This window comes from Desertimonas flava (genome assembly GCF_003426815.1).
Lineage (GTDB): Bacteria > Actinomycetota > Acidimicrobiia > Acidimicrobiales > Ilumatobacteraceae > Desertimonas > Desertimonas flava.
Genome location: NZ_QKYK01000009.1, coordinates 25,973 through 46,168, shown reverse-complemented (window position 1 = coordinate 46,168; position 20,196 = coordinate 25,973). Strand labels below are relative to the sequence as shown.

Genomic DNA, 20,196 nt, shown 5'->3' with positions numbered 1-20,196 from the left:
CGCACGTGACGATCCACTTCCTGGTCGGCGACGACGAGCCGATCCTGCGATCCGCCGTCTCGTCGCTGGTCCACACGTTGGTCGGCGACGGCGACCGCACGCTGATGGTCGACGAGTTCGAGGGCGACGACTACGCCCTCGGGGCCGTGGTCGACGCCGCCCAGACCCCACCGTTCCTCACCGAGTCCCGCGTCGTCGTCGCCCGCGGCGTGGGACGCTTCAACACCGACGAGTTGGCGTCACTGATCGGGTACCTGGAGGACCCGCTCGACTCGACGGCGCTGGTCATCGAGTGGGGGAGCGCCCGGCGGGCGAAGGCGCTCAACGACGCGCTCAGCAAGGCCGGCGTGCCGGTCACGACCACCACGCCGCCCAACCGGGCCCGCGACCGGCAGGCGTGGGTGGCCGCCGAGGCGTCGGCGATCGGACTGCGGCTCACCAACCCCGCCATCGACCGGCTCACCACCCATCTCGGCGAGAACGTCAGCGGTCTCGACGGCATCCTGCGCACGCTCGTGTCGACGTACGGCGACGCCCGTCCCCTCGGTCCCGACGACGTCGAGCCGTTTCTCGGCGACGCCGGCGGGGTGCCGCCGTGGGACCTCACCGACGCCATCGACGCCGGTCGTACGTCCACGGCCCTCGAACTGCTCGGGCGCATGATGGACGCCGGCGGTCGCCACCCGTTGCAGGTGATGGCGATCCTGCAGAGCCACTACGGCAGGCTGGCGAGTCTCGACGGTCTCGACGTCCGCACCGAGGCCGAGGCGGCCGCGGCGCTCGGGATCAAGCCGGGATTCCCGGCGCGCAAGGCGATGGAACTGTCCCGCAAGCTCGGATCGGGCGCCGTGCACCGGGCGATCGACCTCCTGGCCGACGCCGATCTCGATCTACGCGGACGAACCGCCCTCGACGAGCGGTTCGTGATGGAAGTTCTGGTTGCCCGGTTGAGCAAGCTGCGCCGCTAGCGGCCGGAACGGCCGCGGGCGATCAGGCCGCGTTGATCGACTTGAGCAGCCGCGACTTGCTGCGAGCGGCCTTGTTGGGGTGGATGATCCCCTTGGCCGCCGCCTTGTCGAGGCGCTTGACGGCGAGGCGCACGTCCTCGGCGTTGGACTCGGTACCCACCGAAGCGAGGGCGGTCTTCACGCGCGTCTTGAGCTCGCTCTTGACGGCCTTGTTGCGCTCGGCGCGCTTGGCGTTGGTGAGAATGCGCTTCTTCTGGCTCTTGATGTTGGCCACGTGGGTTCCTTGTCGATCGCTACGGACGGCCCGGAAAGGCTATCCGTGGTTGTGGTCGCACCCCAACGTCGCGGGCATTGGCCTCTAGCCTGGAGGTTTCCCATGGACCGCTCGCGAATCCGCAACTTCTCCATCATCGCCCACATCGACCACGGCAAGTCGACGCTGTCGGACCGCATCCTCGAGATCACCGGGGCCGTCCAGGCGCGGGACATGCGTGAGCAGTACCTCGACTCGATGGACCTCGAGCGCGAGCGGGGCATCACCATCAAGGCGCAGAACGTCCGGGTCACCTGGAAGGACCACACGTTCCACCTGATCGACACGCCGGGGCACGTCGACTTCGGCTACGAGGTGAGCCGGTCGCTGGCCGCGTGCGAGGGCGTGGTGCTGGTGGTCGACGCGGCCCAGGGCATCGAGGCCCAGACGCTCGCCAACTGCTACCTGGCCATGGAGCACGACCTCGAGATCGTCGCCGCCCTGAACAAGATCGACCTTCCCGCCGCCGATCCCGATCGCTACGCCGCCGAGATCGAGAACGTGCTCGGCGTCCCGGCCGGAGAGATCGTGCGGATCTCGGCGAAGACGGGCGAGGGCGTGCCCGAGCTGCTCGACACCATCGCCGCCAAGATCCCGCCGCCCGGGGGCGACCCCGACGCGCCGCTCCAGGCGCTGATCTTCGACAGCCAGTTCGACCAGTACCGTGGTGTCGTCTCCAGCGTCCGGGTCGTCAACGGCCGGATGGGGAGCAAGGAGCGCCTGCGGTTCATGCAGGCCGGTGCCCTGCACGACCCGATCGAGATCGGTGTCAGGTCGCCGGCGCCGACGCCGGTGGCCGAGCTCGGTCCCGGTGAGGTCGGGTACCTCATCGCCGGCATCAAGGACGTCGCCCAGGCCCGCTCCGGAGAGACGGTCACCACCGCCACGGGCGGCAGTGACGAGCCCCTGCCCGGTTATCAGGATCCCAAGCCGATGGTCTTCTCGGGACTGTTCCCCATCGACGGCGACGACTTCGAGGACCTGCGTGACTCACTCGAGAAGCTCAAGCTCAATGACGCCTCGATCACCTACACCCCGGAGTCGTCGGGCGCCCTCGGGTTCGGCTTCCGGTGCGGGTTCCTGGGACTCCTTCACATGGAGATCGTCAAGGAACGGCTCGAGCGGGAGTTCGGCCTCGCCCTGATCGCAACCGCCCCGAGCGTGGCCTATCGCGTCCACCGCACCGACGGCACCGTGGAGGAGATCGACAACCCGGCGGGGCTGCCCGAGAACCAGCGCATCGACTACGTCGAGGAGCCCTACTTCAAGGTCTCGATCATCACGCCGAAGGAGTACACCGGCACACTCATGGAGCTGTGCCAGGCGCGCCGCGGCGAGCTGGACAAGATCGAGTACCTGTCGCCCGAGCGGGTCGAGTTGCACTACAAGATGCCGCTCGCCGAGGTGGTCGTCGACTTCTTCGACCAGCTGAAGAGCCGGAGCCAGGGCTACGCCAGCCTCGACTACGAGTCGGCCGGCTACCGGCGGTCGTCGTTGGTGAAGGTCGACCTGCTGCTCAACGGTGTCCCGGCCGACGCCTTCGCCACCATCGTCCACCGCGACAAGGCGTTCGACTACGGGCGGCGGATGACCGAGAAGCTGAAGGAACTCATCCCGCGTCAGATGTTCGACGTGCCGATCCAAGCCGCCATCGGCGGCAAGGTCATCGCCCGCGAGACGGTGAAGGCCAAGCGCAAGGACGTCCTCGCCAAGTGCTACGGCGGCGACATCACGCGTAAGCGCAAGCTGCTCGAGAAGCAGAAGGAAGGCAAGAAGAAGATGAAGTCGATCGGCAGGGTGGAGGTCCCCGGCGACGTCTTCATCTCCGCCTTGAAGCTCGATTGACGAGTCGCCGGGGACACTCCGAGGGGGCACACTCCGAGGTGACACGGTCCCCCGCGATGCGGAGTCGACACTCTGGGGGCCATCGCGAGGCCCAGCTGTGGGTGGCGAGCGGCGACTTCGACACGGCGATCGACCGGTGTGCCGCCGGACTCTCGCTGCACCCTGGGATCGCCGAGCTCGCCTGGTACGCCGGCTACGCCGCGTTCCACGCCGGCCGCCACCGCGACGCCGCCGCGTTCGCCAACCTGGCCGTCGTACACGGCGAGTACCTCGGCCTCGCGGCCGCGACGGACCGCACACTGTTCCGTCACCCCCCGGCGCTCTACGATGGGCCCTTCGACGTGCTGCGCCACGCGTACCGGGCGCTCGGCGACCACAGGGCCGCCGACCAGGCCGAGGCCGACCATCTTGCCGCCTCGTCAGCCAGGCTGGAGCGGTCGATGAGTCCGCCGGCCGGAACGCGCTCGCTGGCCGATTGACGACGCCTCAGCCGAACTCGGCCCACAGCGAGCCGTCGCGCTCGACGGCGACGCCGGCCTGCGAGGTGGCTGCCCTCGTCGGGATGGCGACGTTCGGGCCGAGCGACGGGACCAATGTGCAGCGTCCCGATCCGTCGAAACGCCAGCCGTGATAGGGGCACTCCAAGCGGTCCTCGACGATCCGGCCCGTGCTGAGCCGCGCCATGCGGTGGGGACAGTCGTCGGAGAACACCCGCCACCGGCCGTCGAGATGGACGATCGCGTAGGCCGCGCCGTCCACCACCGTCCGGTGCGGGCGCGAGCGGTCGAGTCCGGCCGGCCCGAGGCGACGCCAACCGGTGACGGCGACGCTCGTCACGGCACCACGGCCGTCGCTGTGAGGGCCACGAGCGAGGCGAGGCAACGGCGCAGCTCGATTCCGGCGGCGTCGGCCCGGACGTGGACCTCGTCGCGCAGGTCGAGCGGCAGGCCGTCGAGGTCGATGTCCGCCTGCAGCGCGAGGTCCTCGTCCAAGACGGCCTGCTCGAACGCCGCCGTCGCCGCCACGTCGACCGGCCCACCGCCGATGTGGTCGCGCAGCACGCAGGTGTAGGCCACGGTCGAGGTCGCCGACTCGGGTTGCAGGGTGAACAAGATCACCGTCGTGCCGCCCGACTCGATGTGCTCGAGGGTCAGCGTCATCTGGAACGGCAGCCGAAACAGCGCGGTCACGCGGCGCGTCTGACGCCGCGGACGCAACCCCGCCGCCACGCCCGGGTCTTCATCGTTGAGGTAGCCGTGAACGTACGAGTACCCGATCTCGACGCCGTGTCGCTCGACCTCGTACCGGGGCACGAGGACGTCGTCGGCCGAGCCGAACGTGCCGGCGTGGACGAACGGGAAGTGGGCCATGTCGAGGAAGTTGTCGGCGAGCAGGGCCGCCGCGGCCGACGTCCGACTGGGCTCGAGCCACACCCGGGCGAACCGCGAGTCCACGTAGGACGGACAGGCGACGAGTTCATCGAGGGCCTCCGGCGGCGACTGCGGCGCCAGCCACACCAGCCCGAGCTCATCGCGGAGCCCGGCCGGCTCGGGATCGGCCGTGACGGTTCCGGCGGCCGACCGGGCGATACGCCACTGCCGGCCGAGCAGCTCGACCTCGACCGGTTCGGACCCCACCACGTCCGAAAGGGCGACGGGATGCCAGCACCGTTCCAGACCGCGGTGGACATTCGTGAACGTCTCGCCACGACGGGCGGACCGTTGCCCCAGCCGCCTGCTGCCGGCCGAGGTCACGCGACCGGGCGGGGCAGGTCGAGGGCGAGCTCGAACACGTTGAACGGCTCGGCGAGCGGATCGATGCGTCCGCCGGCCGGATCGAGCGGCTGGATGACACGAGTGACGTCGGGGGCACAGAATGTCACGATGGACTGACGCCACTCGCCCCGCTCGCCGCTGACCACGTGGTGGGGCGTGCCTCGCCACCGGCCGCCGGTCCACCGCTCGAACAGATCACCGACGTTCACGGCGAGGGCGTCCTCGACGAGCGGCAGCCGGACCACATCGCCGGCGAGCGTTCGGATCTCCAGGCCCTCGTAGGTGCCCCGCTGGTGCAGCATGTTGACGAGCGTCTCACGATCGGTGTGCCATGGGAGGATCTCGGTATCGGCGGGGATCCACTCCCGGTGCGGGTAGTCGCCCACGCCGAACGACGTGCTCTCGCGTTCCATGTACTTCTCGAAGAACGTCGGCGGCATGCCGACGGCGACGGCCAGGAGGGCGAGCAGGCGGGGGGCGAAGTTGCGCATGGCGTCGAAGCAGCCCTGCATCGCCGCCCGGAAGCCCTCGAGATGGTCGGGGAAGAGGTTGGTCCGGAAGTGCGAGAGATACTCCTCGGGGATGCCCGCGGCACGGGCAGCATCGGGGCTCGGATGGGCGTTGAGTTCGAACTGGTGGTAGACGACCCGGCCGTCGAGCTCGCGTGGGACGAGTCCGTAGAACGGGTGACCGCTGGGGTCGCGGAGCGCGGCACGGACGTCGTCGGACTCGCCCATCAGCGCGGTCATCGCGTCATACGCGGCGGTGAAGACGGCGGGGTCGATGCCGTGCCCGGTGATTTGGACGAAGCCGACGGTCCGCAGCGCCTTGTCGAGCGCAGCGGCGGTGTCGTACACGCCGTTGCCCGAGCGGACAGCGGAGAGATCGACGACGGGGATGGTGTTCACGCGGTCAGCCTCCTGCGAAGCGGGTGAGGGTCAATCGTTCGATCGAGTGCACGGCCGAATAGCCGATCGCCGACAACGCCGTGACGGCGACGGCGGCCGCCCAGATCGAGTCGTAGTCGAGGCGGGCCCCGGCGGTGGTCATCACGCGCCCGAGTCCGGTGCCGGTGGCGAGCCACTCGGCGACGAGGGCACCGGTGACGGCGTTGGGGACGGCAATCCGGGTCGCCGCGAAGAGCGACGGCAGTGCGGCGGGGAGTCGCACGAATCGCATCGTCGCCGCCCGCCCGCCCCCGAGCGCGTGCATCAGGTCGGTGGCGGGCTTCGACACGTTCTCGAGCCCGGCGAGCATGGTGACGAGCGACGGGAACAGGACGCACACCACGCCGAACACGGCGACGCACCAGAGCTGGCGGCCGAACAGCAGCACGAACAACGGCAGGAACGCCACGGCCGGGACGGTCTGGAAGACGACGGCGATGGCCAGCAGTGGTCGGCGGACCACGGGGGTCACGACGAAGGTCAGGGCGAGCGCCAGAGCGATCGTCAAGCCGGCGGCCATGCCCACGAGAGCGTGCTGCGCGGTGACCCAGGTCGCGTCGAGCAGCGTCTCGCGCCGGATGGTCGCCCCGGGACCGGTCGTCACGCTGCGCACGACGTCCGCCGGCGTCTTGATCAGGATCGGGCTGCCCCCGAGCGCCCGCACGAACAGCCACCATCCGCCGATGAGTACGGCGAACGACGCGGTGACGACTCCCACCGCTTCTAGCGCTCGGCGCCGCCGGGACCGTGGAGCGGTCCGCCCGGCGCCGGCGCGGTCGCTCGGGAAGGTCGGCCCGACGAGCCGTTCGACGGCGGCGACCAGGCCATACAGTGTCCCGGCGATCGCCGCGGCGACGACGGCCACGCCCCAAGTGCGGTCGACCATCAACCCCTTTTGCGACACCAGCATCAACACGCCGAGGCCGCGTTCCGCCCCGATGAGCTCGCCGATCAGCGCGCCGAGCACGGCGGCGGTCACACCGATCCTCATCCCTGCGAGGAGACCGCGAGCCGCAGCCCGCCGCCGGACGAAGCGAACCTCGGCGACGGCACCACCGCCGAGGGCGTGGATCAGTTCCAGCTCGAGACGGGGAACCGACTGCAATCCGGCCACGGTGGCGATGACGATCGGGAAGAACGCGCTGAGGGAGGCGAGCGCGACCCGCGGGCCGTTGTCGGAGAGCACGAGATCGAGGACCGGGGCGATGGCGATCAGGGGCAGGCAGAAGATCGCCAGCGACACCCGCATGATCAGACGCTCGGCCGCCGGCACGAGGACACACGTCGCGCCGATGAACATCGCTGCGACCGACGCCACAGCGAAACCGGCGACGGCCTCGCTCAGCGTCGCCCGGATCGCCCGGGGGTAGATCTCCCGGTCCCGCCACAGTCCGGCGACGATCGCCGTCGGAGCCGGCAGCGCATCGTTGCCAACATCGACGATCCGGACGGCAACCTCCCACACGGTGAGCAGGCCGGTGAGGACAGCGACGGTGGGGAGGTCGCGTCGCGCCCGCGCCGCGAGGCGGCCGCCCTCGGGCCTCGCCGGGTAGGCGGGCCCGGACGGCGGCGCGTCAGCTGACGGCAGCACCCGGTGGTCGAGGAGCGCGGTCACCCGAGCAGATCGGGATGTGCCTCGTACACGTCGGCGAGCAACGTGAGGTCGAAGATGTCGTCGGCTGTCACGTCGATGCCGCCCGCAGCCAGCGAGTCGACCGTCGACGCGGCGAGGTCCGGCGAGATCGTCAGCAGACCGATCGTCTCCGTCTCCTCCGTGGCGATCAGGGGAATCTGTGACTCGTTCTGCAACGCCTGGTGTTCCGGGTCGAGGCCGGCGTCGATGCCGTAGGTGGAGACGACCAGTTCGGTGCCCTTCGCCGGATCGGCGACGTTGGCCTTCCAACCGGCGATCTCGGCGGCGAAGTAGGCGATCAGCGCCTCCCGGTTGGCATCGAGGTCTTCGTCCCGGACGGCGTACGCCTGCGAGAGCGAGTTGTAGCCGAAGTCGGCATAGAGCATGACGGCCGTCTCGAACCCGCGGGCCAGCAGCGTGTTGGGTTCGTCGAACGAGTAGCCGAGGTAGCCATCCACCTCACCCGTGGTCAGCACGAGCGGGTCGTAGTTGGTGGGCACCTGCGTGACCGAGCCGGGGTCGACGCCGTTGAGCGTCAGGAAGTACTCCAGGGCGGCCTCGCCGCCGGCGTACACACCGATGCGTCGCCCGGCGAGGTCGGCGGGAGTCTCGATCGGCGCGTCGGCGGGTGAGATGACGCTCAACGGGTTCTTCTGGAAGAGCGTCCCGACGATCTTGACGTCGCCGCCTTGCTGCACCGCGGCGGCGGCAGCCTCCGGCCCGCTGTAGGCGATCAGCACGTCGCCGTTCAGCAGCTGCGCGGTCGGCGGCAGCGAGTTGCCGCCACCAGCGATGAAGTCGACGGTGCCGAAACCGGCCGCGGCGAACAGGCCATCCGCATCGGCGATGAACGCCCCGGCGAACGTGACGTCCTTGATCCAGCTGAGCGCGATGCTGAGGTCGCCGAACTCGGCGCTGGTCGGCCGGCGACCGCCGGCCGACGCGGCGTGGAGAGGACTCCACCGCGCGGCGCCGAGTGCGCCACCTGCGACCAGGCCGGTGAGGAGGAGCCGGCGGCGGGAGAGGGTGGGCGAGGGCAGGGGAGACGTCATGCTGCTCCAGATCGTGGTGGGATCGCCGTGAGGCCGGCGGTGGACGGGGGAGGGGTGGCGGGCCAGATGTCGTCGAGAAGCGGGCCGATGTCGGCGTAGACCGCCTCGATCCGCGCTCGCTCGCGGGCGACGCGTACGACGAGTTGGGGGTCGCGGACACTGCCCCGGGCGAGCGCCCGTTCGACCACCGCCCGGCCGAGGCGGGCGGTGTCGAGGTTGCCCTCGAGGACCACTGCGGCGATGCCCGCGGCGGCGACGTCGCACGTCGGGAAGCGGCGAGCGAGGATCACGTCGGTCTCGTACTGCTCGATGGCGAGCCAGCCTTCCCAGGAGCTGACCGCCTCGCAGTGGCGACGCAGCGCCGACCACGCGGCAGCCGCGTGGCGGCTCGCCCGGGTCGTGATCTCGCGGTCGAAGTCGCCTCGTGCCCGGAGCAGCGCGTCCTGCAGGGCCGACAGCTGGCGGATCCTGGCGTGCACGAGCTCGAGCCAGTCCTGGGCGGTGGCCAGATCCGGCGCGAGCGCGGCGGCGCGGCACAGATACGGGTAGTACCCCTGCTCCATCAGGGCGAACAGCTCGAGCACGGCGAGGCTCTCGCGCTCGACGTCACGGCGGCGGATGAACGCCGTCTGGTCGTCGCTGGCGGGCACAGGCAACGTCAACCCCCGGGCTTGGCCACGTTGCTGGTCGAGCGCGCCGGCGGCGACGAGTCGGGCGATGCTGCTCCGGGCCATCGACACACCCCGCAGACCGCACGCGGTGGCGATCTCACGGAGCGTCGGGGCGTAGCCGTAGCCGGCCAGATGCTCGGCGATGAAGCTGAGCACGCGGCGGTCGACAGCTTGCATGCGCCGAGTGAAGCAACGGCGCGCGCGACTGTCCATGGGATGCGGTGGCTGTTCACGGTGTCGTCACGAGTCGTGCGATCGCGCAACGCTCGGGGATGCTCGCCACTCCCGGGTCGCTCGACTGAGAGTGTGACGGGCGGCACTCGTAGATTCGTTGCATGGAGTTACCCGCCGTCCCCCTCGGTTCGTTCGACCTGTCCGACCCCGAGTTCTGGACCGCCCCGCGTGACCATCGCGAGGGGGCGTTCAAGACGCTGCGTGACACCGACGGCCTGCAGTTCTTCGCCGAACGGGTCTTCGAGGACTCGCCATTCCCGCCGGGGCCGGGCTACTGGGCGTTGGTGCGCCACGAGGATGTCTGGGCGGCGAGCCGCAACGCCGCGCTGTTCTGCAGCGGCCAGGGCAGCAACATCGGCGACCTGCCCCAGGAGCTCAACGAGTTCTTTGGCTCGATGATCAACATGGACGATCCCAAGCACTTCCGGCTGCGCAACATCGTGTCTCGCGGATTCGCCCCGAAGGAGATCGCCAGGGTCAATGACTACGTGAAGGTCAAGGCGGCAGCGATCGTCGACAACCTGCTCGAGAAGTACCCGGACCGGGAGTGCGACTTCGTGGAGGAGGTCGCCGCCCCGCTGCCGTTGCAGATCATCTGCGAGATGATGGGCATCCCCCTCGAGGACCAGCAGCAGGTCTTCGCCTGGACCAACACGATCCTCGGCGCCGGCGACCCCGAGTATGGCGGCTCGCTCGAGGCCCTGATGGCCGCCGGGATGGGGATGTTCCAGTACGCCCAGGCGCTCGGCGACGATCGTCTGGCCACGCCCCGTGACGACATCACGTCGGTGATGATGCACGCCGAGGTCGACGGCGAGCGTCTCTCCTCGCAGGAGTTCGGCAGCTTCTTCATCCTCCTCGCCGTGGCCGGCAACGAGACCACCCGCAACGCGATCAGCCACGGCATGAAGGCACTGACCGACCACCCCGATCAGAAGAAGATCTGGTGGGACGACTTCGATGCAAACACCCGGACCGCCGTCGACGAGATCGTCCGCTACGCCACGCCGGTCATCCACTTCCGGCGCACGGCGACGGAGGACACCGAGCTGTCCGGGACGCCGATCAAGGCCGGCGACAAGGTCGTGCTCTGGTACAACTCGGCGAACCGTGACGAGCGGGTGTTCGAGGACCCGTTCCGGTTCGACGTCCGGCGGCCGCTGCAGCCGTCGCAGGTCGGTTTCGGCGCAGGTGGCCCGCACTTCTGCCTGGGCGCCAACCTGGCCCGCCGGGAGATCAGCGTGATGTTCGACGAGATCCGCACGCGCCTGCCCGAGATGCAGATCACCGGCGAGCCCGCCTACCTGCAGAGCTTCTTCATCAACGGCATCAAGCGTCTGCCCTGCGCGTGGTGAACGTGTGTGCCGCCGGGTGACGCCCGCGGCAGACGTCACACGTGATCGAGCAGCGCAGCGAGTGGCGTCGGGATTCGGCCGAGGTCGAGAGCGTCGGCGAGGAGCGTGCCGTAGCGGATCTTGCGGCCGCCGCGGGTCCCCATGAACCGGCGCAGCTGGGCGTCGATCGGACGACCCTCCTGCGCCGGCTGATGCCGCATCGTCTCCCACGGGCGGGTCTCACCGGCCGCACCGATGACCTCGACGACGCGGTCGGTCCCCAAGGCGCGGATCAGCTCACCCTCGAGATCCTCCACGCACACGAAGAATCCCAGCCCGGCGATCTCGTCACGCGGCAGGGCGCTGCCGAGTCCGGCTCGACGCAGGCCGCGCCGGACGACGTACTCCTCGGCCGCGTCGTAGAGCCCGGCGAGCCGCACCGATGGCGTGGCGGTGAGCGCGACGATCTCTCGGGGCGCGTTGGTGATGCCACCGAGCGGACGCACCTCCACCCCGTCGGCCGGCAGGTCGCGCCCGAGCCGAGCGGCGAGGGTCATCACCGCCATCCGATCGCTCTCGCCCTCCACCAGCACCACGGTGCGGAGGGACGCGGGCACGGATCAGTTCCAGACGTCGGCCATGTTGGTGCCGGTCGGCTCGAGATGGCGCCATGTCAAGCCGCGTCGTTCGAGGTCGGCGGCGGCGACCGCCGTCGCTCGCTCGAAGGCCACCTCGCGAGCGGCGGCCGGGCCGTCGGCGTCGTCGTCGCCGATGCGCACCTCGATCCGGTAGCTGAAGAAGTCGATCCGCCCGTCGTAGGCGAGGGTCCCGCCAGCGGTGAACGTCGCCCCGCTGGACACCAGGTCGTGGTCGGCGGCGGTGGCGACGAGACCCTCCCGTTGAGCCGGGTCGAGGGGCCCGAACCGGCCTCGGACGATGACGCGGAAGATCTGCACGTCTCCCATCCTGGGCGGCGGCCGTTCGACGGGCCAACCGGATTTCGGCGGGTCGTCGTGCCTCTCGTTGGCACTCTCGGGCCGAGAGCGCCAGCGGCAGGTCCGGCCTCGGTAGGATTGGACGGGACATGCTGGACGAACGCAAGACGGCGATCCTCAGTGCTGTGGTGCAGGAGTACATCACCACGGCGCTGCCGGTGGGCTCGACCCACATCGCCGACGCGCCCGGCATCCGCGTGTCACCGGCGACGATCCGCAACGAGATGGCGGTCCTCGAGCAGGAGGGCTACCTCGTCCAGCCCCACACGTCGGCCGGCCGGGTGCCGACGGACAAGGGCTACCGCTTCTTCGTCGACCACCTCACGTCGCCCAAGCGGCTCGACCAGCAATCGTCGGCGACGGTCGGCGAGTTCTTCTCCTCGGCCCACGGCCGCCTCGAGGAGATGCTGCACCGCACCACCGACCTGCTGGCCCGACTCACCAACTACGCCGCCGTCGTCGTCGGCCCCCGGTCCGAGGCCGTGGTGGTCCGGTCGATGCAGCTCGTGGGCCTGTCGGCCACCACGGCGACCGTCGTCGCCGTCCTCGGCAACGGCGTGGTCGAGAGTCAGACGATCGAACTGCCGTCGGACGTCTCCGACGACCAGCTGGCGGCGGCCGGACGGCACCTCGCCGCCCAGTGCGTCGGGTCGTCGTTGGCCACGGTGCTGCCGCTCGACCCCTCCGGCGATCCCGTCGTCGACGGCGTGTGCACCCGGGCGGTCACGGCACTGGTCGAGGGGTCCACCGACGACCACGTGTACCTGGGCGGCGCCTCGGCGATGGCGTCGGCGTTCGACGCCGTCGACATTGTGCGCGACGTCCTGCGCACCCTCGAGCAGCAGTACGTCGTGGTCTCACTGGTCTCCGACATCGTCGAACGCGGCATGTCGGTGGCCATCGGCGTCGAGCACGGCGTCCAGCCGCTCGTGGCCTGCTCGGTCGTGGTCGCTCCCGTCGTCGTCGACGGGGAGCACCGGGGCTCGGTGGGAGTGCTCGGACCGACCCGGATGAACTACCCGCAGGCCCTGGCCACCGTCGAGGTGGTCAGCGAACGACTGGGCAGGCGCATGCAACAGGCAGAGGCAGGCGATGGCTGACTATTACCAACTGCTCGGCGTGTCGAGACAGGCGAGCGCCGACGAGCTGAAGAAGGCCTACCGGCAGAAGGCGAGGGAGCTCCATCCCGACGCCAATCCCGACGACGCCGAGGCGGCCGAGCACTTCAAGGCCGTGTCTCAGGCCTATGCCGTGCTCTCCGACCCCGAACAGCGGGCGCGCTACGACCGGTTCGGTGAAGCCGGCGTGGGCGGAGCCGGCGGCCCGTCGATGAACGACATGTTCTCGGGCGGCATCAACGACCTGTTCAGCTCGTTGTTCGGTGGAGCGGCCGGGTTCGGCGGTGGCGGCCGTCGCGGTCCGAGCGGGCCGCCCCGCGGCCAGGACATGGAGGTCACCGCGCGGGTCACGTTCGAGCAGGCGGTCTTCGGCGTCACGCTGCCCGTCACGTTGAAGGTGCCCCAGGCCTGCGGTGACTGCGAAGGCACCGGGGCCGGCGCCGGCACCAAGCCGGTCACGTGCTCGGAGTGCAACGGCGCCGGTCAGGTCCAACGGGTCCGCCAGAGCCTGCTCGGCCAGATGGTCACCACGTCGGCCTGCCCGCGCTGCGGTGGCCTCGGCGAGGTCGTCGTCACGCCGTGCCCGACGTGCCGCGGCGAGGGACGGGTCACGGCCGAGCGCACGTACCAGGTCGACGTCCCGGCAGGAGTGGACAGCGGGTCGACGCTGCGCCTCACGGGCCGTGGGGCGGCCGGCCCACGTGGCGGCCCTCCCGGCGATCTCTACGTGCACCTGCGGGTGTCCGAGCACGAGCGGTTCGTCCGCGACGGCAACGACCTCGTCACCGAGGTGCCGATCTCGATGTCGCAGGCGGCCCTCGGCACCACCGTCAAGCTCTCGACGCTGGACGGCGACGAGGAGATCGGGGTCGCGCCCGGCACGCAGCCCGGCCACGAGGTGATCCTGCGCCAGCGCGGCGTGCCGCGCCTGCAGGGTCGCGGACGCGGCGACCTGCGCGTGATCTTCGTCGTCGACGTGCCGACGAAGCTCACCGACGCCGAGGCCGATCTGCTGCGCCAGCTCGCCGAGCTGCGCGGCGAGGAGGTCGGCCAACCCGACAAGAGCCTGTTCTCCCGCATCAAGTCGGCGTTCCAGTAACGGGCACTCCCGTGGATCCTGTGCTGCGCCGCTCGGCTGCGCACGTGCTCGTCGCCGACGTCGGCGCGCCCGCCGCCGACGACGCCGTCGCCCACCATCTCGTTCGGGTGCTGCGACTGCGTGACGGCGCCGAGGTCACGGTGACCGACGGTGCCGGTCGATGGCGGCCGTGCCGGCTCGGGGCCGGGGGAGTGCTCGAGGCGACGGGGCCGGCCGTCGCCGTCCCGGCGCCCGATCCGGTGCTCACGCTCGCCGTCGCCCCGCCGAAGGGCGACCGGCTCGACTGGCTCGTCGCCAAGGCGACCGAGGTCGGCGTCGACCGCATCGTGCTCGTCGACGCGATCCGTTCCGTCGTCAAGCTGCGGGCGGACCGGACCCCGCGCCAGTTGGAGCGGTTGCGCCGCATCGCTCTCGAGGCGGCGATGCAGTCCCGGCGGGTCTGGCTCCCCGAGATCTCCGGCCCGGTCCCCGCCGCCGAGCTCCTGGCTGCCCCGCACATCGTGGTCGCCGAGCCGGGGGGCCGCCGTGTGGGACCGGGCGACACGACGGTGCTCGTCGGACCGGAGGGCGGATGGGCTCCCGAGGAGCTCGCCGGCGTGGCCGACGATCGCCGGGTCTCGCTCGCCGGGAACGTCCTGCGGGTCGAGACGGCAGCGGTCGCTGCGGCCCTGGCGCTGGTGTGGCAACGCGAGGGGGAGCGTCGGTGACCGTGCTGCCGACGCCGACGGCGCCACTCGGTGTGTACGTGCACATCCCGTTCTGTTCGTCGCGATGCGACTACTGCGCGTTCGCCACCTGGACCGACCGCGGCCACCTCGTCACGGACTATCTCGACGCCGTACGGGACGACATCGTGGCCACGTTCGCGCGGGAGACCCGGCGGGTCGAGACGGTCTTCGTCGGCGGCGGCACCCCGTCCCTCGTGCCGCCGGAGCTGCTCGCCGCCGCCCTGGCGGAGATCCCCGTCGTCGACGGGGCCGAGGTCACGGTGGAGTGCAATCCCGACGACGTCGACGTCGAGCTGCTCACGGTGCTGCGGAAGGGCGGCGTCAACCGCATCAGCCTCGGCGTGCAGTCGATGGTGCCCCGGATCCTCGCCCTGCTCGGGCGCCACCACGACCCGGGCAACGTGGTGTCGGCAGTCGACGCGATCAGCGAGGTCGGCTTCCAGTCGTTCAACCTCGATCTGATCTACGGCGCGGCCTCCGAGACGGTGGAGGAGTGGGCGGCGACGCTCGACGCCGCCCTGGCGCTCTCCCCACCGCATGTGTCGGCGTACGGGTTGACCGTCGAGGCCGGCACGCCACTGGCCGCCGATCCGGCGCGTTACCCCGACGACGACGTGCAGGCCGACGAGTACGAGCTGGCCGACGATCGGCTGACGGCAGCAGGGCTGGCGAACTACGAGGTGTCGAACTGGGCCCGGCCGGGTCACGAGTGCCGCCACAACCGCCTCTACTGGGATCAGCACGACTACCTCGGATTCGGCTGCGCAGCTCACTCGCACGTCGCCGGCCGTCGGTGGTGGAACCTCCGCACACCCGAGCGCTACCTCGCGGCCGTGCGGGCAGGGGATTCGACCGAAGCGGCCGGCGAGACGCTCGACGCCGAGACCCGCCGGCTCGAGGGACTGCAGCTCTCCTTGCGCACGACCGATGGCGTGCCCGCCGACGCCTTGGCCGCCGACGATCTCGAGCTGCTCGACGGCCTCGTCGAGCGTCAGGGTCAGCGGGTGGTGCTCACCCGCCGCGGTCGGCTGATGGCCAACGAGGTGTCGATCCGGCTGCGATGAGGCTGAAGTGTTTGACGGCGGCGTCGGATTGATAACGTGGCGGTCCCGCACCTCGGCGGTTCCGTCGAGACTGAGGGCGCGTAGCTCAGTTGGTTAGAGCGCTACCATGACACGGTAGAGGTCCCGGGTTCGAGTCCCGTCGTGCCCACTGCTCGTTCGCTGGCGCTCGCTCGCTGAGGGCAAGTCGTGCGCCGTTCTTTTTGCCTCCGGCGGGCGTTCAAACGCCACGCAGGCTTTCCTCGATCGTTGTTGGTTGCGTGGGCGATCAGGGGTGTGCGATTCCTCCTTTCGTCGTCAACGACCCCGTACTGACCGAGTCGTCGGTCGCCGGGTGGTTTCGTCGTCGCGGGCCGCGCTCTTTGCAGGCGGTCGAATTGGGAGTACCGTTCTGGGATCGCCGGCGGCTTTCTTCAAGTAGTCGGACGGCGGTCGCCGGCGGGGCGGTGTAGCCCACACTCCAGCCCCGCCGGCACTCGCCCAGCGCGACGCGATGAGTCGCCTCAGGGAGCGATCGCGTCGACGGGGATGACGGCCACGACGGCCGGGGAGCCGTCGGCGGGGGTCACCGTCACATGGATCTCGCCGCCCGGCGCGGCGCCGGGGAAGGCGAGATACGCCATCTGGTTGCCCTTCAGCTTCGTCGTGTCGAGGCCCAGGCTGCGGCCGACGGCGACGGGGATCTGGGAGCCGTCGGCGCCGACGTAGACGGCCGTCTGCAGGTCGATCACGTCACCCTGCTCGGAGGCCAGTTCGACGTAGGCGGCCAACTGCTCGCCGGTGACGGTCTGGTAGGCGACCGCCAACCGGAACGCCGTGGTGGCCGCGACGACCGTCTCGCCCATCGTCGCCAGGCGTCCGCCGATCTGGTTGCCGTCGACGGCGAACGACACGACCTGCCCGTCGGCGACCTCGATGTCGGAGATCTCCGAGCACTCGCTGGCGGTGACGCACACGCGGACGGCGTCGGTCGTCAGGAACACCGATCCCGCCGAGATCTCGACGCCGTACTCGGCGGCGACCGTCACGAAGAGGTTCTGGAATCGGGCGTACGCCTCGGCCGGTGATCCCGGCTGAGTGAGTTCGATCGCCGCGGCCGTCTGCTCCGGATCCGCCGAGAACACGCCGTGGAAGAACGACAGCGAGTCAGGCTCCTCGGTGACCGAGTCGTCGGTGACCGAGTCGTCGGTGACCGAGTCGTCGGTGACCGAGCCGTCGGGCTCGCTCGGCGCGGCGGGGACGCTCGTGGCCGGGGCGCTGGACTCCGGCCCCGCCGTCTCGTCCGGAGCAGGCTGCGGACCGCTCAGCACCTGCCACTCGACCTCGTCATCGGCGAGCGACGCCTGGGCGACGAACGGGACGCCGTCCGTCGTGAGGGCGTAGCACACGAACGTCTCTGGGTCGCCGGCCTCCGCGCACGTCGGCGATTCGATCTCGATCCCCTCGTCGTCGGCGAACGCCTCGAAGCTGCGCAGCGCCTCGTCGGCGGCGGCGTCACTGTCGGGCGGCGCGGCAGAAGCCGCCGCACCGACCAGCGGGACGGCGACGGTCAACAGTCCGGCGACGAGTGAGTGACGGCGCATGCAAGAACCTCCGGGACGAGCGAGCGACCTGCATTCTGACGCGCCGGTGCCCCCGCAGCGAACCACGGGGGCACCGGATCGGATGTCAGGGCGGCGGTCAGCCGGCGGCCACCGTGTTGAACGAGCCGATGATCGTGTTCACCTCGGCCGGGCCCGGATCGACGACCTGGATGAGGAGCACGGCCGTGAACGACGAGTCGGCCGGGCTGGCGACGATGACGACCATACGGGTCGCCGTCCCGCCGCAGTCGGTGTAGACCTGGGCGTGGCCGGTGAACACACCGTCGGAGTACGGCTGGACACCGGCGTCGGTGCACAGCGATCCGTCCGTCACGGCCGAGACCGCGGTCTGCGTGTCGGCGATGAACGGGCGGGCGCTGAAGATCACGCCGGGGGTGGTGAACGACGTGGCGTCGGCTGCCTGGAAGACCGCCTGGTTGGGGCTCGCCGAGATGTATGGGTTGCCCTCGCTCGTCGGGCTGGTGGCGATCTCCGTCCACGTCGGGGGAACCGAGACGGTGATGCGGCCCGTGTCGTCGACGAGCGGGACGGCGCCGGCGACGGTCTCGGGCGGGGCGCCGGCGGACGTCGTCGGGGTGCCGGGGGCGGTCGGCAGGGCCGGGAGCGTGGCGGCGGTGTTGGCCGGGACCGTGGGGGTCGCCGTGGAGACGCCGGGCACCGTCGCCGGGGCGAGGGTCTGACCGGTGGCCGCGGTGGTGGGCGTCGCGGGGACGGTCACCGGAGCGGTGGCCGGCGTGGTGACGCCGGGGACCGTGGGGACCGGGGCGAGCGTCGGCGTGGCGGGCGTCGTGGAGGCGGTCGTGCTGCTGCCACCGGCGAAGCCCATCGACGCGATGATCGCGTCGGCGGTCCCCGGAGCCTCGGCGCTGGTGAGGCCGAACTGCAAGAACAGCGTCACCGCCGGATTGGCGGGGTTGTCGACGACGAGGCGGTAGTACTCGATGCCCTCACCGCAATCCTGGTGCTCGATGAGGCCGGTGAAGGCGCCGTTGGTGAACGGCTCGGGCGTCTGCTCGGCACACGCACCGACGTCGAACTCGGCGAGCGTCGCCTGGAGATCGGTGGAGTGGGGGACGGCGGTCAGCACGACGCCGGCGGTCTCGAACGTCTCGTGGAAGGACTCGATGTCCGTCGAGGCTTCGATCCACGGGCGAGGCGAGCCGTCGGGGTTGGTGCCGGGAACGGTGTCGAGATCGGTCCACTCGGGGGGAGCGGCGACGGTGATCTGGTTGGTGTCGTCGACGAGCACCTGCCAGCCGGCGGGGATGGTCGCGCCCGGAGGTGTGGTGGTCGGAGCAGCGCCGGCGGCCGACGCGGCGTGACCGAACGTGGCGATCGCTACGGCCGGCAGACCGGCGGCGAGAGCGAGCTTGTGCACTGTCTTCATGACTTCCTTTCGTGCCACGTCGGCACGGGCTTTGAGTTGCCCACACTCGTGCCCACATGACGGCACGGCGGGTGCGCAGGCTAATCAACCTGCCGGGTAAGAGAGACGAATAACCCCGCCTGCAGGTTCCCCCGACGGCGGAGATTCATGCGTCGTCGCCGGGCATCCGACGCCGCCTCACGACGTGGCGATCGGCGAGCTGCTCACGGCGCCGGAGTCATAGGTGAACGAGCCGAGCACGGCCGACAGTTCGCGGTTGCCCGGCTCGGTGACGCGGATCACGAGCAGCGCGGTGAACGAGCCATCGTTGGCGTTGGCGACGACGATGAACTGGCGGGTCGAGGTGCCGCCACAGCTCGGGAACGTCCACATGTGACCGGTGAACAGGTCGTCGGAGTACTCGGTGATGCCGCCGTCCACGCACCCGAGCCGCCCGATGCCGCGCAGTGTCGCCTCGGTGTCCTCGGAGTATGGGAGCCCTCGGTAGATCACGCCGGGCGTGAGGAACTCGTCCTCACCCGACGGCAAGAAGGCGTCGAGGTCGGGGCTGGCGGCGATGTTCGGGAGCTCGACGCCGTCGTTGCGCACCGCCGGGCGGAGGTTGACGTCGTTCCACGAGGCCGGCACCTCGACCAGGAGTGCGCCGCTCTCGTCGCGCAACTCCTGGGCCTCGTTGCCGTTCGTCGGCAACGACGTCGTCGTGGTGGACGCAGGATCGGCAGGAGCGGTCGTCGTCGTGGCGATCGGGTCCGTGGTCGGCTGCGTCGGCCCCAATGATGTGGTGGGCGGAGTGGTCGGGGTGGTGGTGACGGTCGTCGTGGACGGGGGAGGGTCGGGGAGATAGGTCAGGTTGAACGAGGCGAGGGCGTGATCGACGATCTCCCGCTGGTCGGGATCGGTGATCTGGACGATGAGGCTCACCGTCACCGACCGGTTCACCGGCGCCGCGGCGAGGATGTACACCTCGGTGCTCGTGCCGTCGCCGCACGACGTCCAGTGGCGCAGGATGCCGACGAAGGCCCCGTCGTCGTAGCGGGTGTCGCCCCGCACGCGGCACCCTGCGGTCAGGGCGTCGTCGAGGACACCGGTGGTGTCGGGGTTGTAGGGCAGGGCGACCAGCGAGAGTCCGGGGGCCTCGAACCCGGTGCGGTACTGGTCGATGTCGGTGGCCGCCGTGATGCGGGCCGTCTCCACGCTGTTGGATGCCCGCGCCGTCTCCTGATCGGTCCACTCCGGCGGCACCGCCACCGTGAGCAGTCCGGTGTCGTCCTCGAGGGTCACCCAGTCGTCGGGCACCACGGCGGGCTGGTGCGCCTCAGCGAGGCCGGCGAGCGGTGGGAGCCCGACGGCCAGCGTGGCGGCGACGAGGAGGGTGAACGCGGGGCGCGTGGTTCGGCTCATGGGCGAGACCACCATAAGGCACCCGGCGGGG

Annotated in this window: 20 protein-coding genes and 1 tRNA gene; 9 read left to right on the top strand and 12 right to left on the bottom strand. The window is 70.5% G+C overall.

Going from position 1 to position 20,196, the window contains the following annotated elements; all coding sequences use genetic code 11:
* Positions 1-5: 5 nt before the first annotated feature.
* On the top strand, positions 6-968 hold the full coding sequence (holA, locus tag DN771_RS12640; RefSeq protein ID WP_116997843.1) for a DNA polymerase III subunit delta: 963 nt from the start codon (positions 6-8) through the stop codon (positions 966-968).
* Between the two features lie 22 nt (positions 969-990).
* Here the strand turns inward: holA and rpsT are convergent, their stop codons facing one another.
* Positions 991-1,242 (bottom strand): 30S ribosomal protein S20, encoded by a 252-nt coding sequence (gene rpsT, locus DN771_RS12635; RefSeq protein ID WP_116997841.1) that lies wholly within the window; start codon positions 1,240-1,242, stop codon positions 991-993.
* 102 nt (positions 1,243-1,344) lie between these two features.
* Here rpsT and lepA point away from each other — a divergent pair, with 102 nt between their 5' ends.
* Entirely contained in the window at positions 1,345-3,126 is a 1,782-nt protein-coding gene (gene lepA / locus DN771_RS12630) for a translation elongation factor 4 (protein ID WP_116997838.1), read from the top strand.
* Between the two features lie 56 nt (positions 3,127-3,182).
* A complete protein-coding gene (locus tag DN771_RS12625; protein ID WP_162941875.1) occupies positions 3,183-3,605 on the top strand; it encodes a hypothetical protein in 423 nt (140 codons plus the stop codon).
* A 7-nt stretch (positions 3,606-3,612) separates the two neighbouring features.
* Here DN771_RS12625 and DN771_RS30050 read toward each other — a convergent pair whose 3' ends face one another.
* From DN771_RS30050 to DN771_RS12595, 6 genes are all read right to left on the bottom strand, one after another.
* Complete coding sequence (locus tag DN771_RS30050; RefSeq protein WP_205528562.1) at positions 3,613-3,963, bottom strand: Rieske 2Fe-2S domain-containing protein; 351 nt, start codon at positions 3,961-3,963, stop codon at positions 3,613-3,615.
* Positions 3,960-4,763, bottom strand: a complete 804-nt coding sequence (locus DN771_RS12615; RefSeq protein ID WP_162941874.1) for a hypothetical protein — start codon at positions 4,761-4,763, stop codon at positions 3,960-3,962. The genes DN771_RS30050 and DN771_RS12615 overlap by 4 nt, the downstream gene beginning before the upstream one ends.
* 113 nt (positions 4,764-4,876) lie before the next feature.
* Positions 4,877-5,809 carry a 2OG-Fe(II) oxygenase family protein gene (locus DN771_RS12610; protein WP_116997825.1) on the bottom strand — a complete coding sequence of 311 codons (933 nt, stop codon included), beginning with the start codon at positions 5,807-5,809 and terminating at the stop codon, positions 4,877-4,879.
* Between the two features lie 4 nt (positions 5,810-5,813).
* On the bottom strand, positions 5,814-7,463 hold the full coding sequence (locus tag DN771_RS12605; protein ID WP_116997821.1) for an ABC transporter permease: 1,650 nt from the start codon (positions 7,461-7,463) through the stop codon (positions 5,814-5,816).
* Positions 7,460-8,533, bottom strand: coding sequence for an ABC transporter substrate-binding protein (locus tag DN771_RS12600; RefSeq protein ID WP_116997817.1), 1,074 nt, complete (start codon positions 8,531-8,533; stop codon positions 7,460-7,462). Before DN771_RS12600 ends, DN771_RS12605 begins: the two co-directional genes overlap by 4 nt.
* A complete protein-coding gene (locus DN771_RS12595) occupies positions 8,530-9,381 on the bottom strand; it encodes a LexA family protein (RefSeq protein ID WP_162941873.1) in 852 nt (283 codons plus the stop codon). The genes DN771_RS12600 and DN771_RS12595 overlap by 4 nt, the downstream gene beginning before the upstream one ends.
* 158 nt (positions 9,382-9,539) lie before the next feature.
* On the opposite strand from DN771_RS12595, the gene DN771_RS12590 reads away from it, so the two are divergent.
* Complete coding sequence (locus tag DN771_RS12590; RefSeq protein ID WP_116997811.1) at positions 9,540-10,793, top strand: cytochrome P450; 1,254 nt, start codon at positions 9,540-9,542, stop codon at positions 10,791-10,793.
* Between the two features lie 35 nt (positions 10,794-10,828).
* Here DN771_RS12590 and DN771_RS12585 read toward each other — a convergent pair whose 3' ends face one another.
* The gene (locus DN771_RS12585; protein WP_116997808.1) at positions 10,829-11,389 is read right to left on the bottom strand and encodes a TOPRIM nucleotidyl transferase/hydrolase domain-containing protein; all 561 of its coding nucleotides are present in this window, start codon (positions 11,387-11,389) and stop codon (positions 10,829-10,831) included.
* Positions 11,390-11,392: 3 nt separating this feature from the next.
* On the bottom strand, positions 11,393-11,728 hold the full coding sequence (locus DN771_RS12580) for a DUF6204 family protein (RefSeq protein WP_162941872.1): 336 nt from the start codon (positions 11,726-11,728) through the stop codon (positions 11,393-11,395).
* Between the two features lie 128 nt (positions 11,729-11,856).
* Here DN771_RS12580 and hrcA point away from each other — a divergent pair, with 128 nt between their 5' ends.
* From hrcA to DN771_RS12555, 5 genes are all read left to right on the top strand, one after another.
* Entirely contained in the window at positions 11,857-12,867 is a 1,011-nt protein-coding gene (hrcA, locus tag DN771_RS12575) for a heat-inducible transcriptional repressor HrcA (protein WP_116997801.1), read from the top strand.
* Positions 12,860-13,984: a molecular chaperone DnaJ gene (gene dnaJ, locus DN771_RS12570; RefSeq protein WP_116997796.1), complete on the top strand. Its 1,125-nt coding sequence runs from the start codon at positions 12,860-12,862 to the stop codon at positions 13,982-13,984. The genes hrcA and dnaJ overlap by 8 nt, the downstream gene beginning before the upstream one ends.
* 11 nt (positions 13,985-13,995) lie before the next feature.
* Complete coding sequence (locus tag DN771_RS12565) at positions 13,996-14,691, top strand: RsmE family RNA methyltransferase (protein ID WP_116997793.1); 696 nt, start codon at positions 13,996-13,998, stop codon at positions 14,689-14,691.
* Entirely contained in the window at positions 14,688-15,776 is a 1,089-nt protein-coding gene (gene hemW / locus DN771_RS12560; protein ID WP_205528561.1) for a radical SAM family heme chaperone HemW, read from the top strand. Before DN771_RS12565 ends, hemW begins: the two co-directional genes overlap by 4 nt.
* A gap of 74 nt (positions 15,777-15,850) precedes the next feature.
* Positions 15,851-15,924, top strand: a tRNA-Val gene (locus tag DN771_RS12555).
* 352 nt (positions 15,925-16,276) lie between these two features.
* Here the strand turns inward: DN771_RS12555 and DN771_RS12550 are convergent.
* From DN771_RS12550 to DN771_RS12540, 3 genes are all read right to left on the bottom strand, one after another.
* Positions 16,277-17,356 (bottom strand): hypothetical protein, encoded by a 1,080-nt coding sequence (locus DN771_RS12550; protein ID WP_116997787.1) that lies wholly within the window; start codon positions 17,354-17,356, stop codon positions 16,277-16,279.
* A 97-nt stretch (positions 17,357-17,453) separates the two neighbouring features.
* Positions 17,454-18,764, bottom strand: coding sequence for a hypothetical protein (locus DN771_RS12545; RefSeq protein WP_116997783.1), 1,311 nt, complete (start codon positions 18,762-18,764; stop codon positions 17,454-17,456).
* A gap of 177 nt (positions 18,765-18,941) precedes the next feature.
* Positions 18,942-20,165: a hypothetical protein gene (locus DN771_RS12540; protein ID WP_162941871.1), complete on the bottom strand. Its 1,224-nt coding sequence runs from the start codon at positions 20,163-20,165 to the stop codon at positions 18,942-18,944.
* Positions 20,166-20,196 lie beyond the last annotated feature (31 nt).

Coding starts and splice junctions, on each gene's coding strand:
- DN771_RS12625 (WP_162941875.1), top strand. CDS start 3,183: ATGCGGAGTCGACACTCTGGGGGCCATCGCGAGGCCCAGCTGTGGGTG.
- DN771_RS12550 (WP_116997787.1), bottom strand. CDS start 17,356: ATGCGCCGTCACTCACTCGTCGCCGGACTGTTGACCGTCGCCGTCCCG.
- DN771_RS12595 (WP_162941873.1), bottom strand. CDS start 9,381: ATGCAAGCTGTCGACCGCCGCGTGCTCAGCTTCATCGCCGAGCATCTG.
- lepA (WP_116997838.1), top strand. CDS start 1,345: ATGGACCGCTCGCGAATCCGCAACTTCTCCATCATCGCCCACATCGAC.
- DN771_RS12540 (WP_162941871.1), bottom strand. CDS start 20,165: ATGAGCCGAACCACGCGCCCCGCGTTCACCCTCCTCGTCGCCGCCACG.
- DN771_RS12545 (WP_116997783.1), bottom strand. CDS start 18,764: ATGAAGACAGTGCACAAGCTCGCTCTCGCCGCCGGTCTGCCGGCCGTA.
- DN771_RS12600 (WP_116997817.1), bottom strand. CDS start 8,533: ATGACGTCTCCCCTGCCCTCGCCCACCCTCTCCCGCCGCCGGCTCCTC.
- hrcA (WP_116997801.1), top strand. CDS start 11,857: ATGCTGGACGAACGCAAGACGGCGATCCTCAGTGCTGTGGTGCAGGAG.
- DN771_RS12590 (WP_116997811.1), top strand. CDS start 9,540: ATGGAGTTACCCGCCGTCCCCCTCGGTTCGTTCGACCTGTCCGACCCC.
- dnaJ (WP_116997796.1), top strand. CDS start 12,860: ATGGCTGACTATTACCAACTGCTCGGCGTGTCGAGACAGGCGAGCGCC.